Source organism: Xenorhabdus sp. PR6a, from assembly GCF_028599065.1.
Classification (GTDB): Bacteria; Pseudomonadota; Gammaproteobacteria; order Enterobacterales; family Enterobacteriaceae; genus Xenorhabdus; species Xenorhabdus doucetiae.
In genome coordinates this window covers 38,136-53,779 of record NZ_JAQRFJ010000016.1, presented here as the reverse complement: position 1 = coordinate 53,779, position 15,644 = coordinate 38,136, and the positions used below count along the sequence as shown (strand labels likewise).

10 protein-coding genes are annotated in these 15,644 nt (G+C 47.6%); 1 reads left to right on the top strand and 9 read right to left on the bottom strand.

Annotated features, from left to right (window positions below; translation table 11 throughout):
* Positions 1–2: 2 nt before the first annotated feature.
* The 5 genes from baeR to PSI15_RS06670 are packed head-to-tail and all read right to left on the bottom strand — an operon-like array spanning position 3 to position 9,654.
* Positions 3–710 carry a two-component system response regulator BaeR gene (baeR, locus tag PSI15_RS06690; protein ID WP_045971228.1) on the bottom strand — a complete coding sequence of 236 codons (708 nt, stop codon included), beginning with the start codon at positions 708–710 and terminating at the stop codon, positions 3–5.
* Positions 711–736: 26 nt separating this feature from the next.
* Positions 737–2,125, bottom strand: coding sequence for a two-component system sensor histidine kinase BaeS (gene baeS / locus PSI15_RS06685; protein ID WP_273582860.1), 1,389 nt, complete (start codon positions 2,123–2,125; stop codon positions 737–739).
* A gap of 19 nt (positions 2,126–2,144) precedes the next feature.
* A complete protein-coding gene (gene mdtC / locus PSI15_RS06680) occupies positions 2,145–5,255 on the bottom strand; it encodes a multidrug efflux RND transporter permease subunit MdtC (RefSeq protein WP_273582845.1) in 3,111 nt (1,036 codons plus the stop codon).
* Positions 5,252–8,416, bottom strand: coding sequence for an MdtB/MuxB family multidrug efflux RND transporter permease subunit (locus PSI15_RS06675; RefSeq protein ID WP_273582844.1), 3,165 nt, complete (start codon positions 8,414–8,416; stop codon positions 5,252–5,254). The genes mdtC and PSI15_RS06675 overlap by 4 nt, the downstream gene beginning before the upstream one ends.
* Complete coding sequence (locus PSI15_RS06670; RefSeq protein ID WP_273582843.1) at positions 8,416–9,654, bottom strand: MdtA/MuxA family multidrug efflux RND transporter periplasmic adaptor subunit; 1,239 nt, start codon at positions 9,652–9,654, stop codon at positions 8,416–8,418. Before PSI15_RS06670 ends, PSI15_RS06675 begins: the two co-directional genes overlap by 1 nt.
* A 344-nt stretch (positions 9,655–9,998) precedes the next feature.
* Between PSI15_RS06670 and PSI15_RS06665 the strand changes: the two genes are divergently transcribed.
* Positions 9,999–10,304 (top strand): hypothetical protein, encoded by a 306-nt coding sequence (locus tag PSI15_RS06665; RefSeq protein WP_273582842.1) that lies wholly within the window; start codon positions 9,999–10,001, stop codon positions 10,302–10,304.
* A gap of 63 nt (positions 10,305–10,367) precedes the next feature.
* Here PSI15_RS06665 and mgtE read toward each other — a convergent pair whose 3' ends face one another.
* Genes mgtE through ppk1 form a run of 4 tightly spaced genes read right to left on the bottom strand, consistent with a single transcriptional unit; the run spans position 10,368 to position 15,602 of the window.
* Positions 10,368–11,831: a magnesium transporter gene (gene mgtE, locus PSI15_RS06660; protein ID WP_273582841.1), complete on the bottom strand. Its 1,464-nt coding sequence runs from the start codon at positions 11,829–11,831 to the stop codon at positions 10,368–10,370.
* 9 nt (positions 11,832–11,840) lie between these two features.
* The gene (locus PSI15_RS06655; RefSeq protein ID WP_273582840.1) at positions 11,841–11,984 is read right to left on the bottom strand and encodes a YfgG family protein; all 144 of its coding nucleotides are present in this window, start codon (positions 11,982–11,984) and stop codon (positions 11,841–11,843) included.
* 12 nt (positions 11,985–11,996) lie between these two features.
* Complete coding sequence (gene ppx, locus PSI15_RS06650) at positions 11,997–13,529, bottom strand: exopolyphosphatase (RefSeq protein WP_273582839.1); 1,533 nt, start codon at positions 13,527–13,529, stop codon at positions 11,997–11,999.
* A gap of 3 nt (positions 13,530–13,532) precedes the next feature.
* Positions 13,533–15,602 (bottom strand): polyphosphate kinase 1, encoded by a 2,070-nt coding sequence (gene ppk1, locus PSI15_RS06645; protein ID WP_273582838.1) that lies wholly within the window; start codon positions 15,600–15,602, stop codon positions 13,533–13,535.
* Positions 15,603–15,644: the final 42 nt, after the last annotated feature.

Genomic DNA, 15,644 nt, shown 5'->3' with positions numbered 1-15,644 from the left:
TGTCACATTAAACGGCAGATTTCGGCTTCCCAACGATAGCCCAATCCGTAAATGGAGCGGATAAACGATTTATCGCCATCCAATTGCTCCAGTTTACGGCGCAAGTTTTTAATGTGGCTGTCAATAGTACGATCATTCACAATACGGTGATCGTCATAAAGGTTATTCAATAACTGATCGCGGGAAAAAACCCGCCCCGGCTGGCTGGACATAATTTTCAGCAGACGGAATTCAACCGGAGTGAGTTCAAGCACCTGCTCACAATAACGCGCCTGAAAGTGGTTTTCATCAATAGTCAGTGCACCTTGCACACTGATAATATCTTTCGGGCGGTAGCAACGGCGTAAGATGGTTTTTACTCTGGCAACCATTTCCCGTGGGCTATAAGGCTTGCAGATATAATCGTCAGCCCCGATTTCCAGGCCGAGTAGCCGATCAATTTCTTCCGTTTTTGCTGTCATCATCACAACCGGGATATCGGAAAACTGACGGATTTCCCGACAGATCGACAACCCATCAAGGCCGGGTAGCATCAGATCAAGCAAGATAAGATGGGGTTGGTATTTTTGCACATGGGCGATGACTTCATCACCCCGTTTGAGCCATTGAGTTTGGTAATCCGCGGATTGCAGATAATCAACCAACAGTTGCCCCAACTTGGGTTCATCTTCAACGATTAGAACAGTATATTGTGTCAGCGGTGTGCTCATGGTGTTCCGGGTATGGTGTTCCAAGTTTAGCGTGTTTCAAGTTCAGATAATTTAATCAATGGTAATTCTACGCGAATTTTAATACCACCTAAAGGTGAGCTTTCTGCGTGAATGATGCCATTATGGGCTTCAACGATGTTATAGCAAATTGCCAGCCCAAGCCCTGAACCTCCGCTTGCGCGGTTACGGGAAGATTCGCAGCGATAAAAACGTTCAAAAACATGCTGATATTGTTCAGCCGTCAGTCCGGGGGCGCTGTCTTGTACATCCAATACCCATTTTTGCTGATCTGAATATCCATGAATAATCACATTTCCATGCTCATTCGTGTAAAGCAGACTATTTTCCAGCAAATTGTGAAATAGCTGCGTGAGTCGATTGGGATCGGCAAACAGTGTCACGTTGTCTTTTAAATTCAATACCAACCTGATTTGTTTATCCGAAAAACGGCCATGATAATTCGCTATGGAGATTTGCAGTAATTCATTGACATTAACCGGCTCTTTTCTATAAGTCAGTGAACCACGATTAGACAGGGATAATAAATGCAGATCGTCTACCAGCTTTGTTAAGATAGCCACTTCGGTGAGCAAAGAAGGAATAGTTTCTGGTGTTAGTTCCCGCACACCATCTTGTAAGGCTTCCAGTTCACCACGCAGAACAGAAAGTGGGGTACGCAGTTCATGGGAGATATCAGCCATATAATTACGGCGCATCTGTTCATTTTTTTCCAGCGTACTGGCAAGTTGGTTAAAATCTGATGCCAATTTACCGATTTCATCTTTACTGGATGGAACGACACGGACACTAAAATCACCTGCTGCGAGTTTATGTGTCCCTTCCACCAGCCGTTTAACCGGTCTTAACAGACCACGGGAGAGAAGAAAAGTGGCAATCAGTGCCAATAAAGTTGAAAGACCGACGATAGTCCAACTGGTAAATTGTTGCTGGTGGGCGAAGCTGATATCCGCCTGACGGGTAATCTTGTCTGATGCGCTGACAATGACCCAGCCGACAACATGATTATTATAGGTGACAGGCTTACGATAACTGTCGGCCGGAATATCATTAGAATGCCCGACCAAACGATGCATGTGAGTATCCACAATCCAAAACTGGGGACGCCAGCTATGAGATTTGGTCTTTTGTTGGGAATTGTCACCCTGTTCAATTGTGCGGATAATTTGAAATATTGCCCGATCATTTTGGGTCAGAAAATGCCAATTGCCGTATTGCTGGTATTGTTCTGTCAAGGCTTCTGCCAGCATATCAGCTCGAGTTTGACTATTTTGCTTGATATAGCCAATAAAACCGTGTTGAAAGCTGAGGTAAATGCCCCAGTGCATGGTGACCAATACCAGCATACAAGTGGCAAAAATAGCCAGAAAAAGTTTACGGCTGATGCCAATTTTTATCCTGAATTTCATTTTACTTTCAGCTATCTGAGTCGGTTATCTGAGATAATGTCGTGTCGCGAGTTGCATGACGAGAGCGCCATTTTTCCCGCAACTGGTCAAAAAACAGATACACAACCGGCGTGGTATACAGCGTGAGAAGTTGGCTTACCATCAGACCACCAACAATTGTTATCCCCAGTGGTAAACGCAATTCGGCGCCATCTCCATTGCTCAATACCAAAGGTAAAGCCCCAAGCAGCGCAGAAAGCGTCGTCATCATGATCGGACGGAATCGTAATAAACTGGCCTGAAAAATAGCTTCCTGAGCACTGAGCTTACCATTGCGTTGGGCTTCAAGAGCAAAATCGACCATGATAATGGCATTTTTCTGAACAATGCCGACTAACAGCATAATCCCAATCATGGCGATAAGGCTAAATGGGGTATTGAACAGTTCCAGAGCCAGCAAAGCACCGACTCCCGCAGAAGGCAGGGTGGAAAGAATGGTCAGGGGGTGAATATAACTTTCATAGAGTACGCCAAGCACCAGATAAACCGTGACAATGGCGGCGAGGATCACCAGTAATTGAGAGCGTTCACTCTCCTGGAAATCCTGGGCGGTGCCTGCAAACGAGCTGCGCACGGCTGAAGGAACGCCCAGTTCTGTTATTGTCTTTTCTATTGCGCTGATGGCATCAGACAGCGTATAACCTGGTGCCACATCAAAGGCAATGGTGGAAACCGCCGAAAGTCCCTGATGATAAACGTCCAATGGTGCATTGGCTGGATGCCATTGGGCAAAGTAGGAGAGGGGAATACGTTCGCCTTTGCTATTAATGACAAACATTTTCTCCAGCGCACGGGGATCTTGGTTATATTGCGGTTCAACTTCCATGACCACTTTATATTGATTCAAAGAGGTGTAAATTGTGGAAACCTGTCTCTGCCCAAACGCGCTGTTGAGCAAATTATTTGCCTCGGCAACATTGATGCCTAAACGAGCCATAACATCACGATCATAGGTAATCGCGATTTCGGCGCCTTTCGCATCCTCATCGTCATCGGCATTGACATCCACCAACTGAGGCAACCTTTGCAATGCCTTTTTGACAACGGGACTCCATTGACGCAGTTCACCAAAATCATCAGACAACAAATTAAACTGGTAAATCGATTTACCTCCCCGCCCTCCGCTTCTTAGATCCTGAACAGGAACTAAATATAACCGTGCGCCAGCTTCTTTCGGTAGTTGACTTCTTAAACGGGTGATAACTTGCTGGATATTTTCGCGACGTTCTTTCAATGGCTTCAACGAAATAAACATAAAGCCCGTATTGATGCTGTCACCACCGGTAAAACCCACGACATTATCCACGGTTGGATCATCATCAATAGCCTGCATAAAGCGTTTCACTTTTTCCCGCATGGCCTGAAATGAAATGCTTTGATCCGCCACCACAAACCCCAGCATTTTTCCGGTATCTTGTTGCGGGAAAAACGTTTTCGGAATGCTGATATAGAGCCAGATATTCAAGGCAATAACGCCTATCAATATCAACAATACCCAGCGAGTATGCTTGAATACCCATTGCAATGAACGGGCATAGCCTTGCTGGGTTCGCAGCAATACTTTGCCGAATCCCCGTGTCTGCTTTTGTGCATGTTGGGGGGAGGATTTCAGCAGATGCGCGCACATCATCGGGGTCAAGGTAAGTGAAATGAACAGGGAGATCCCGATGGCGGTTGCCAGTGTGACAGCAAAATCCCGGAATAATCTGCCGAGTAATTCATCGATCAAGACGAGGGGAATAAATACCGCAACGAGGGATAAGCTCATGGCTAACACCGTGAATCCCACTTCCCTGGTGCCTTTGAGGGCGGCCTGCATGGGTTTTAACCCGGCATTCAGATGGCGGGAAATATTCTCCAGTACCACAATGGCATCATCAACAACAAATCCGGTGGCAATGGTTAATGCCATCAAAGAAAGGTTATTCAGACTGAAACCGCATAAGTACATGGCGGTAAACGTACCAATCAGTGATACCGGAACCGCAATGGCCGGAATCAATGTCGCCCGGCCAGAACGCAAAAACAGGAACACGACCAGAATCACCAGCGCGACGGCAATGGCGAGTGCCCGCTTAACTTCTTGCAGGGAAGCGTGAATCGTCGGTGAACGATCTTGGGCAACTTTTAGCTGAACATTGGCTGGCAAGGCGGCTTGCAAGGCCGGAAACTGATCACGAATGCGTTGAACGGTTGCGATGATATTGGCACCTGCTTCACGGCGGATAATCAGCACAATCGCCGATTTATTCCCAGACATGCCTGCTGCGCGAGTATCCTCGACGGAGTTCTTAACATTGGCGATATCCTGCAACCTGACAGGGGCTCCATGATTATAACGAACAATAACTGAGCGGTAATCGTCAGGTGTTTTCAGTTCGTCATTAGTGTGTAGCTGCCAGCTCTGTTTATCGGAATCAACATAACCTGTTGGAGAGCGGAGATTAGCATTCCTGATAGCATTACTGACATCGTTGAGAGAAACGCCTTGGTTGAAGAGGGCATTAGGGTTGAGTTCAAGGCGTATTGCCGGTAATGAACTCCCGCCGATACTGACTTTACTGACGCCTTCTATCTGAGAAATCTTTTGCGCCAATCGGGTGGAGGCAAGATCATACAGTTGACCTTCATTATAATTGTCTGAAGTGAGTGTCAGGATCATGATCGGGGCGTTTGACAGATTCGCTTTATAATACCCCGGCTTGCGGGGCATACCGGAAGGCAACAAACTTTGAGTCGCATTGATGGCGGCCTGAACATCCCGTGCTGCGCCATTGATATCCCGATCAAGATCAAATTCCAGGTAAATCGAAGAGGTGCCCAGCGAGCTGGCAGAAGACATCTCTTTTACCCCAGCTATCCTGCCTAATGCGCGTTCCAGCGGTGTTGTCACGGAAGATGCCATCGTTTCTGGTGATGCACCAGGCATGGACGCGTAAACGGTTATCATGGGAAAATCAACCTGTGGCAGCGGCGACACAGGCAGCAAGATAAAACTGAGCGCCCCACACAGGGTGATGGCTAAGCTCAGCAATGTTGTGGCAACCGGCCGCCGGATAAATAGGGCAAAGAATTTCACAGTGGCTCCCGGGGGGTATCTGAGGCCTTATCAAGCTTTATTTGATGATCTTTCTTATGTTTTCTGTGGTGCTGATAATAGTGTGCTAACTGATCAAATAGCAGATAAATCACGGGCGTTGTGAACAGGGTCAGGATCTGGCTCATGACCAGACCTCCCACCATGCTGACACCTAAAGGGCGGCGCAGTTCTGCCCCGATACCAGTACTCAGCATCAATGGCAGCGCCCCTAGCAACGCGGCCATGGTTGTCATCAATATCGGCCTGAAACGCAACAGACAGGCTTGATAAATGGCCTCATAAGGGGACATGCCTTTTTCCCGCTCTGCGGCCAGCGCAAAATCGATCATCATGATGGCGTTTTTCTTCACAATGCCGATCAGGAGAATAATCCCAATAATGGCGATAATATCCAGCTCATATCCTCCAATCATCAAAGACAACAAGGCTCCGACACCTGCGGTAGGCAAGGTTGACAAGATGGTAACGGGATGGATAAAACTTTCGTACAGGATGCCGAGCACGATATACATGGCAACGACAGCCGCCAGAATCAGCCAAAGGGTATTACTGAGCGCATTCTGGAACGCCAGTGTTGCTCCCTGAAACTGCGTGATAATGTCTTTTGGCATTCTGATCGCCTGTTTTGCCTCCTTGACCGCATTGACGGCTTGTTCAAGGGACGACTCTTTCGCTACATTGAATGAGAAAGTGGCAGAAGGAAACTGTTGCAGGTGATCGATAGACAAATTCCCCAGCCGCTGTTCGACAGTGGCAATGGCACTGAGAGGCACCATTTTCCCATCGCTACCGGTCAGATAAAGATGGTTTATCGCGGCCAGCCCCGGTGAATTTTGCGTATCTTGCTCAAGAATAACGCGATACTGATTGGATTGCGTGTAAATCGTCGAAATCAGACGTTGGCCAAAGGCGTTATACAACGCATTATCCACGGCGTCCATCGAGATCCCGAAGCGGCTGGCCATATCCCGGTTCACGTTGAGGTAAGCCACCAGCCCCTGATTTTGCCAGTTGTTAGCGATATCCACCAATTCCGGCCGTTGTTGCAGGGCATGTTGCAACTTGGGTACCCAGACTGCCAGCTCATCGAGCGAAGTGGCTTGCAAGGTAAACTGGTATTGCGTGCGCGATACTTGGGTATCAATGGTCAAATCCTGTGTCGGTTGCAGGTATAATTTGACGTCAGGGACTTTGGCAATACGTGCCTGTAGGCGGGGAATTACCTCATCAATGCGGTCGTCACGCTGACTGAGGGGCTTCAATGTGATTTGCAGGCGCGCATTATTCAGGGTTGGATTGCTGCCATCGACACCGATAAAGGTCGTGATATTGTCCACCGCCGGATCGTTTAATAACAGTGCTGTGACTTGCCGCTGCTTATCTGCCATGGCATTAAATGAAATGGATTGGGGGGCTTCCAGTGTACCCTGAATCAAGCCGTTGTCCTGCAAGGGGAAGAATCCCTTGGGGATCATGATATAGAGCTGGGCAGTCAGCGCCAGCGTACCGAAGGCAACACCAAGCGTTATCCAAGGGTGATTCAATACCCGTTTCAGAAAGACGGCATAGACGGCAATCAGACGTTCAAAGAAACGTTCACAGGCCTGTTCAAAGCGATTGTGCTTAATATTCGCTTCAGATTTCAGCATCCTTGCACACATCATTGGTGTCAGTGTCAATGACACCACGGCAGAAATTAAAATGGCGACAGCCAGGGTAATGGCGAATTCCCGGAACAGCCGGCCGACGATATCGCCCATAAACAGCAGCGGGATCAAGACGGCAATTAATGAGAACGTCAGGGAGATGATCGTAAAGCCAATTTCTCCCGCCCCTTTTAGCGCCGCTGTCAGCGGTTTTTCTCCCCGTTCAATGTAACGGGAGATATTTTCAATCACCACAATCGCATCATCCACCACAAAGCCGGTTGCGATGGTTAAGGCCATTAAGGTGAGGTTATTGACGGAAAAGCCGCAAAAGTACATCACGGCAAATGTCCCGACCAGCGAAAGTGGTACGGCAATACTGGGGATCAAGGTGGCAATGCCATTGCGCAAAAACAGGTAAATCACCATGACAACCAGCGCAATAGCCAGCAACAGTTCAAATTGCACATCTTCGACGGAGTGGCGGATCGAGACGGTACGATCGGTCAGTATTTCCACCTTGACGGATTTGGGCAGGCTGCTGATCAATTCTGGCAGCATAGTATGGATATTATCCGTTGTCTCAATCACATTCGCCCCAGGCTGGCGCTGAACATTGATGACGATAGCCGGTTTTTCATTTGCCCATGCGCCCAACTTGCTATTTTCCACGCCCTGTTCAATGGTCGCGACATCACGTAAGCGAACCGGAGCACTGTTTTTATAGGCGACGATTAAATTGCGGTAATCGTCGATAGATTTCATTTGATCGTTGGAGGAGATGGTGATGGAGCGGGTCGGCCCGTCAAAGTTGCCTTTTGCCGAATTCACATTGGCTTTCATGATGGCAGAACGGATTACATCGCTGTCTAATCCTTGGGCTGCTACGGCTTGTGCATTCAATTTAACCCGTACAGCGGGGCGTTGCCCGCCTGCCAAGGTGACCAAACCGACACCACTGACTTGAGAAATCCGTTGGGCTACGCGGGTTTCCACCATATCCTGTACCTGAGTCATCGCCACGGCATCGGAGGTGACGGCCAGCGTCAATATCGGGGGATCAGCCGGATTGACTTTGCTGTAAATCGGTGGATAAGGCAGATCCCCAGGCAGTAAATTGCTGGCTGAATTGATTGCCGCCTGGACATCCTGTTCTGCCACATCCAGCGGCAATGAGAGCTGGAATACCAACGTGATAACCGAAGCGCCACCAGAACTTCGGGATGACATCTGCTTTAGGCCGGACATCTGACCAAACTGGCGTTCGAGCGGTGCGGTCACTGCGGATGTCATCACATCGGGATTGGCACCGGGATACAGTGTCACCACTTGGATCGTGGGGTAATCCACTTGCGGCAAGGCAGAAACCGGCAGCATCCGGTAACCAATCAACCCGGCCAGCAAGATCGCAATCATAAACAGCGTCGTGGCAACCGGACGTAAGATAAACAGGCGGGATGGCCCTCCGCCTGTGATTGGCGCATCAGATTGCATCAGGCGTTCTCCACTTGAGCGTTTGCTTGCCCTGAATCTTTCTGTTCTTTATCCGCATCAAGTGCTTCAAGGGTTAAGGGTTTGACAATCTCGACTTTGGTACCTTCGGTCAGGCCGTCAATGCCATCCGTGACGACCCGTTCTCCTGCTGACAGGCCACTATTGATAACTACCCATTGATTATTTTGTAGTCCTGAAACCACCTTATGCTTGCTGACCTTATCTTCTTTATCCACTTTCCAGACGAAATTACCGCTATTGCCCATTTGTAACCCTGCAACGGGAATCACAACGGCATTGCTCAAGGTATTGACTTTTATCTGGATATTGACGAATTGATTGGGAAACAACCCATGATCTTGATTATTGAATTGTGCCTTCATCTTGATTGTGCCGGTTGTCACATCAATCTGGTTATCGATACTGGAGAGTTTTCCTTGGGCTAATTGCTGTTGATTATTGCGATCCCACGCAATAACAGCCACATTTTCGTGATCTTTTTGCGCCTTTAACACGGTGCTGATATCGTTTTCAGGCAGGGAAAACAGGACATCAATCGGATCGACCTGCGTAATGACCACAATCGGCGTTGTGCCGCCACCAGAGATATAGTTACCGACATCAATGCGTTTCAATCCGACACGACCGGAAATGGGCGCCGTGATCCGGCTGTATGTCAATTGCAGTTTGGCTTCGTCGATATCCGCCTGATCAGCGGTTAAGCTCGCTTCACTTTGGCGAACCAACGAGACTTGTTTATCCAGATCTTGCCGGGAGATAAGTTTACTTTTCGCCAATTGCTGAAAGCGGAGCAAATCCTGTTTCGCATTCGCCAATGTTGCCTGATCTTTGGCATATTGCCCCTGTGCCCGTGCCAGTTTGACCTTCAGGGGACGGGGGTCGATTTCCGCCAGCAAATCCCCTTTTTTGACATATTGGCCTTCATTAAAATGCAGCGCGATTAACTGGCCTTCCACTTGGCTCGTGACAGTCACCGTATTTGCCGCCTGCACCGTTCCTAATCCGCCTAAATAATGGGGGACAGATTTGATTTCAGCCGTTGCTACCTGCACAGGGGGTTGATTGGGGTTAGGCAGCTCCTGTTTTGCTTTTGCATCTTGAGAGCCATCTGTTGATGACGGTGCGTTGAAATATTTCCACGCAAAGAAAACGGCCACGACGATCACGGCTAGCACCGCAGCGAGTCGGAAAAAGGCGGAACGGCTTTTGTTATTCATTTGCTCGACATTCTCTTAAGTGTTGTGGCGGTAACCAATCGGGTGGCATCTTAATTCGATATTAGACGCAAAAGTATATTATTAGTGTAACCAACAGGAATTCGTCAATAATGAAGAAAATATGGAGGTTATGTCAAAAAGATAATGTTTCCGGTAGTGATTTTTCACGGGATTTGTGATGGGGTGTCCAATGGGACACAGAGAATTATGTTACGAGGAATAGGACTTCCTCTTGATGGTTACATATTGAACATTAAGAGGGTGAATGATATGTATCGCCAGTAGGCGTGCCGGAACACTTAACATTGATTACTCTCATAATTAATTTGATGGTGATGGACAAGATGGAAGAGATAAAAAAATTAACAAGGGTATGTATTATGTTTTTCTTTTTCTTATTTTTTTGCGGAAACTCACAGGCATTGGAAAATAACGTTCCAAACGATTTGCGCGAGTATATCGATAATGCGGAAAATTGTCAGTATTTTGCTGGAGAATGGGATATTAACCTGTCTGAAGAGCGGAAAAAGGAAATAGTTGATGGTATTGACCAATATTGTACGAAAGCAAAAGAGTTACAGAAGAAACTTAAGGAGAGATATAAAAATAATATCGAGGAACTAAAAATAATGGAGGGTTATGAGATTTAATCTGGTTAATGTTATTTTGATAAAAAAACGCCGAATTGATGATCGGCGTTTTTACAAAATCAATTAAACCAAAAACAGCGTTGCCAATCCCAAAAAGATAAAGAACCCGCCGGTATCCGTAATGGCGGTGATCATCACACTGGAGCCAATGGCCGGATCTCTGCCCAGTTTCATCATAATAAACGGGATTAATACGCCCATCAGCGCAGCCATTATTAGGTTCAATACCATCGCCAGGGTCATGACGCCTCCCATCGCAAGGTCACCATAGAGCAGATAAGTGATAACACCCATTATTCCGCCCCAGATAATGCCGTTGATAAGGGCAACCCCCAGTTCCCTTAATAGCAGGTAAGAAAAACTGCCTGTCTGGATTTGATGGAGCGCGAGCGCACGGACGATCATGGTTATGGTCTGATTACCGGTATTGCCGCCAATCCCTGCGACGATGGGCATCAGAGTCGCAAGGGCAACGAGTTGGGAAATGGTATGCTCAAAAAGCCCGATAACCCGTGATGCGACAAAAGCGGTGCACAAATTGATGGCAAGCCATGTCCAGCGAGTTTTGACCGCCTGACCCACAGGGGCAAAAACGTCTTCTTCACGGCTTAAGCCCCCCATGCGGCGAATATTGGTATCCGTTTCTTCGCTCAAGGTATCAACAATATCTTCAACCGTCAGGCGTCCCATCAAGCGCCCGTTATTGTCTACCACGGCGGCAGAAACCAGGTCATAGCGTTCGAACGCACTGGCGGCATCTTCCCCTTTTTGCTCCGGCAAGAAAGTCACGGTATCCGTATTCATGACTTCGGAAACGAATTTACCCGGTACGTTGGTGAGCAAAGTCGTGAGCGGAAGCTCTCCCTGTAGGCGATTTTTGCGGTCAATAACAAAGATCTTATCGGTGGTTTCAGGAATATCGCCGCGGGAACGTAAAAAGCGCTGAACAGCACCGAGTGTCACATTGCCCCGCACGGTCACGAACTCGAAATCCATCATTTGGCCGATACTGTCTTTATGGTACTGCAACACTTCCCGGATACGATTGCGTTGTCTCGGCTCCAGATAGGTCAGCAGGCGGCGGGTGGTATCGCGGGGAAGATACTCTGCGATATAAGCCTGTTCATCTACATGCAGCTTACCGATGGCGCGTAACAGCTCAACGTCAGACATATCCTTGATCAGGTTATCCCAAACGGGGATGGACGCTTCTACTAAAACCTCACCGCGCTGGCGATTGTCAATCAAGCGCCATAAAGCAAGACGTTCATCATAAGGCAAGGCTTCCAGAATGTCGGCGATATCGGCAGCATGCAGGCTGGTCAGCAGCGCACTGACTTCCTCTATTTTCTCCAGTAACTGCTCGTCACTGATCGCTGAATGTTCATCAGCTTGCCCCAATAATGTATCGACAAACAGCTTATCGTGGATAAACAGTGAAAGCAGGTGTTGACGGGCATGTGCCAGTTTTTGGGAATGCTGGTTGGCAACGGTGGTATTATCAGGCGTAAAGGCCGATTGTGACATGAGGCACCTTTAATTGAGCGATTTCTCTGCTTGTTGCTGTATTTGCTGGTGATGCTCCAATGCTGCCACAAATGAATAGATAAAGCGCCCAAATAAAATTAAGAAGCTGATAAACAGGATCAATTGGATAATTTGAACAGGTTTCTTTTTCATAGCGCGACATCGTTAAATCGATTCCTCTTTAATCTGTAAGTTCCAGCCAGTCACGTCACCCCAATAGCTTTGCTCTTGTTCCAGATCGAGCAAGACCAGCGCATTTTGTTTTAAATAATCTTGGGGCAGGTAGAGTGTCCAATGGCCATGATCGGTTTCTAACCTCAGTGACTCCGGTGTGGTGGTTGATTGGCGTTGGTTATTCAACAAGGTTGCCAAGCGTAATATCTTCAACATAGGAAGATACTGTTTTTTCTTAAACAGATAGAAGCGGGGATGCTCATGGACTTTAACCGCTTTACGGTGATAACGCACCAGTGTTGCCAGCAATAATTGCTGTTCTTGGGTGAACCCCGGTAATTCGGTATTTTGCAGGATATAAGCTGAATGCCGTTGCAACCCACTTAAATTAATGCTTAAACCCACTTCATGCAGCATGGCTGCCCACAATAGAATCGCTTCCAGTTGTGGATGGACTCGTTTGGGATTCTGTTCTGCCCATTGGTCATACAGGTTTTTGGCGGTATCCCAAACGCGGCCGGCCTGTTCCCGATCGATATTATAGTGTTCGGCAAGGCTTTTGGCGGTTCGCTGGCGAATATCCTGATGACGGAACCGATCTTCCATTTCATAAAGCACACCTTCCCGCAATGCACCTTGAGACAAGCGTAATTCCTGAATATGCAGGGCATCGAAAATACCGCATAAAATTGACAGACCGGGAACAAATGTTTGTTTGCGGTCATTGGATAATCCCGGCAATTCCAGCTCGTTGAAATTTTTATATTTCAGGATGCGTTTCACCAGCATGTTTAAGCGTTCTGGTGTAATCAGGCCATCTTTTTCACCTAATTCCACCAAGAGTTCGTGTATGGCTTTGATCGTGCCTGACGCACCCAAGGCAAAATCCCAGCCTTTGGTTCGAAATTGCCAAACGAGATTTTCCAGTTTCTGTGCCGCCTGGAGTCGTGCCTTGCGAAAATTATGTTCATTAATCACACCGTCCGGAAAGAATTGACGGGAAAAACTGACACAACCCATACGGCGGCTCTCAATCAATAGCGGTTCGAAGTCTTCACCAATAACCAATTCCGTGGAGCCTCCGCCAATGTCAATCACCAGTTTCCGGCCTTTTTCCGGTTGGGTGTGCTCAACGCCCATAAAAATCAGGCGGGCTTCTTCATGGCCAGAGATAATTTCAATGGGATAGGGGATAACTTCTTTTGCCCGTTGCAAAAATTCTTGTACGTTGGTCGCTTCACGTAAACTATGTGTTCCCACTAAACAGACATTATTGGCGGAAAAACCCTGTAACCGTTCGGCAAACAGGGAAAGACAATTCAGGCCACGGCTTATGGCTTCTTCGCTTAACGCATTTTTGCTGTTTAAACCATCGGCAAGATAAACCCGCTTTTTTAAACGCCCAATCACCTGTAATGCACCGTTAACAATACGGGCGATCACCATGTGAAAGCTATTGGAACCCAAATCAATTGTGGCAATCTCTTGAGGTTTGGGTATTGGGGTGTCATGTTTCAACGGCATAGATCAGGCTCTTGGTTCCGGTTGTTCGAGGTTCTTTAAATAATCATAAACAGCAAGTTGCGCGCGGATTTTACGCTTATTTCCCCGTGGAACATAGCGATTGCTCAATTCCTTATCAATATAGCGTGCTTTGACGGTATCACTGAATTGGAGTTCGAGGATATCCATAACCTGTTGTTTTAGCATTGGGTCGAGCAGACAAACCGCCACTTCAATGCGGTAGTCAATGTTGCGGGTCATCCAGTCGGCCGAAGAAAGGAACACTTTTTCATTGCCTTTGTTGGTGAAAACATAAACGCGATCGTGTTCCAGAAAGCGATCCACAATACTGGTGACTTGAATGTTTTCACTAAAGCCGGGCTGATTAGGCACCAAAGAGCACATGCCTCGTACAAGAATGCGGATCTTGACACCGGCTTCCGAGGCATCATACAAGCGATTGACCAGCTCCCTGTCTACCAGGTTATTGATTTTCAGGGTGATCCCCGCCAATTCACCGGCTTGTGCATGCTCAATTTCCTGAGTAATCAGCCGGTTAAGCATGGCGCGTGAATTTTGTGGTGAGACCATTAAATTATCAAACGTGACCGGTCGATAAGGGTTTTCAATAAAATTAAACACCCGGCGAACCTCATTGGTGACTTCCGGTTTGGCCGTCAGCAGCGAATAGTCGGTATAGAGGCGCGCGGTTTTTTCGTTGAAATTCCCCGTACCAATATGGGCGTAACGGATAATCTCTTCTCCTTCCAGCCGCGAAATGATGAAGAGCTTGGCGTGAATTTTCAGGCCGGGTGCAGAGAAAATAACATGGACACCCGCTTCAGTGAGGCGTTTTGCCCAATGGATATTGGCGGCTTCGTCAAAGCGTGCCTGCAACTCCACCACCACAGTCACTTTCTTGCCATTGTGCGCTGCATGGATCATCGAGTCGATAATGCGTGAGTCTTTGGCGACACGGTAGATATTAATCTTGATGGAGAGCACACTGGGATCGAAAGACGCCTGACGCAGCAATTCCAGCACATGTTCGAAGGTGTGATAAGGATAATAAAGCAGGACATCTTTTTCACGGATGGCGTCGAACCCGTTGCGGAAATGGTCGAACCACGTGTGGCGCAGTCGCGGTATGGGTTTATTCAGCAGGTTGCGATTGCCTTCATTGGGGAACTTGATGAAATCCCTAAAGTTATGATAACGGCCGCCTGCAATCACCGAGTCATCGTTGGACAGCCCCAGTTTGCTGCGCAGCAGTTCCACCATTTCATCCGGCATATCACGCTGATAGACAAATCGCACCGGCTCCGCGGTCAGCCGCTGTTTCAGCGTGGAAGACATCAGTTCCAGCAGGCTGGATTCCATCTCGGTTGCCAGATCATATTCGGAATCACGGGTCATTTTCATCGAATAGACGTTCAGGGTATCGTAATCGAAGAACCCCTTGAAAATTTCATCCAGTGTGTAGCGCAGAATATTATCAATCAATATCATTGACTTGCGTTTTTTTGGCATTTCCGGGGGCAGGTTGACAAAACGCGGGACTTTATCAGATGGAATCTCTAACAACGCATATTGCGTTTCCTGCCCGCGGATAATTTCAACGGCCAAATAGGTATAATCATCTTTGAGAAACTCAACCAGATTCGTGTCTGAATTGATGACGATTGGCGTGATGTGTGGCCGCAAATGCTGGCGAAAATATTGCCGCAGCCAGATTTGTTGATTCGGGGATATCTGCCGTTCGTTGATCAAGAAAATCTGATTACGTGCCATTTCCAGCAGCAAATCGTTATACAGGGCATCAAACTCTTGATCGGTTTTGGCAACCTTGGCTTGGATCTTTCGCAATAATTGGCGGGCAGCCGTGGCTGAACCTTGCTCTTCACTGATAAGAATGCGACGTTTTACATCGGCAAAGCGAACTTTATAAAACTCGTCCAAATTATTGGAGTAGATCCCTAAAAACCGCATTCTTTCAATCAGCGGGTTACTTTTGTCAGCGGCTTCCTGAAGTACACGCTCGTTGAAAGAGAGCCAGCTAAGTTCTTTATCGGTATAAAGACGATCGTGGGACATGACTACTCCTTACTACTCCTGAGTTTTCCACTGGGTTTAATG

Excerpts from the sequence above, each read along its gene's own strand:
- baeR (WP_045971228.1), bottom strand. The coding sequence starts at position 710 with ATGAGCACACCGCTGACACAATATACTGTTCTAATCGTTGAAGATGAA.
- PSI15_RS06675 (WP_273582844.1), bottom strand. The coding sequence starts at position 8,416 with ATGCAATCTGATGCGCCAATCACAGGCGGAGGGCCATCCCGCCTGTTT.
- PSI15_RS06670 (WP_273582843.1), bottom strand. The coding sequence starts at position 9,654 with ATGAATAACAAAAGCCGTTCCGCCTTTTTCCGACTCGCTGCGGTGCTA.
- PSI15_RS06665 (WP_273582842.1), top strand. The coding sequence starts at position 9,999 with ATGGAAGAGATAAAAAAATTAACAAGGGTATGTATTATGTTTTTCTTT.
- mgtE (WP_273582841.1), bottom strand. The coding sequence starts at position 11,831 with ATGTCACAATCGGCCTTTACGCCTGATAATACCACCGTTGCCAACCAG.
- PSI15_RS06655 (WP_273582840.1), bottom strand. The coding sequence starts at position 11,984 with ATGAAAAAGAAACCTGTTCAAATTATCCAATTGATCCTGTTTATCAGC.
- ppx (WP_273582839.1), bottom strand. The coding sequence starts at position 13,529 with ATGCCGTTGAAACATGACACCCCAATACCCAAACCTCAAGAGATTGCC.
- ppk1 (WP_273582838.1), bottom strand. The coding sequence starts at position 15,602 with ATGTCCCACGATCGTCTTTATACCGATAAAGAACTTAGCTGGCTCTCT.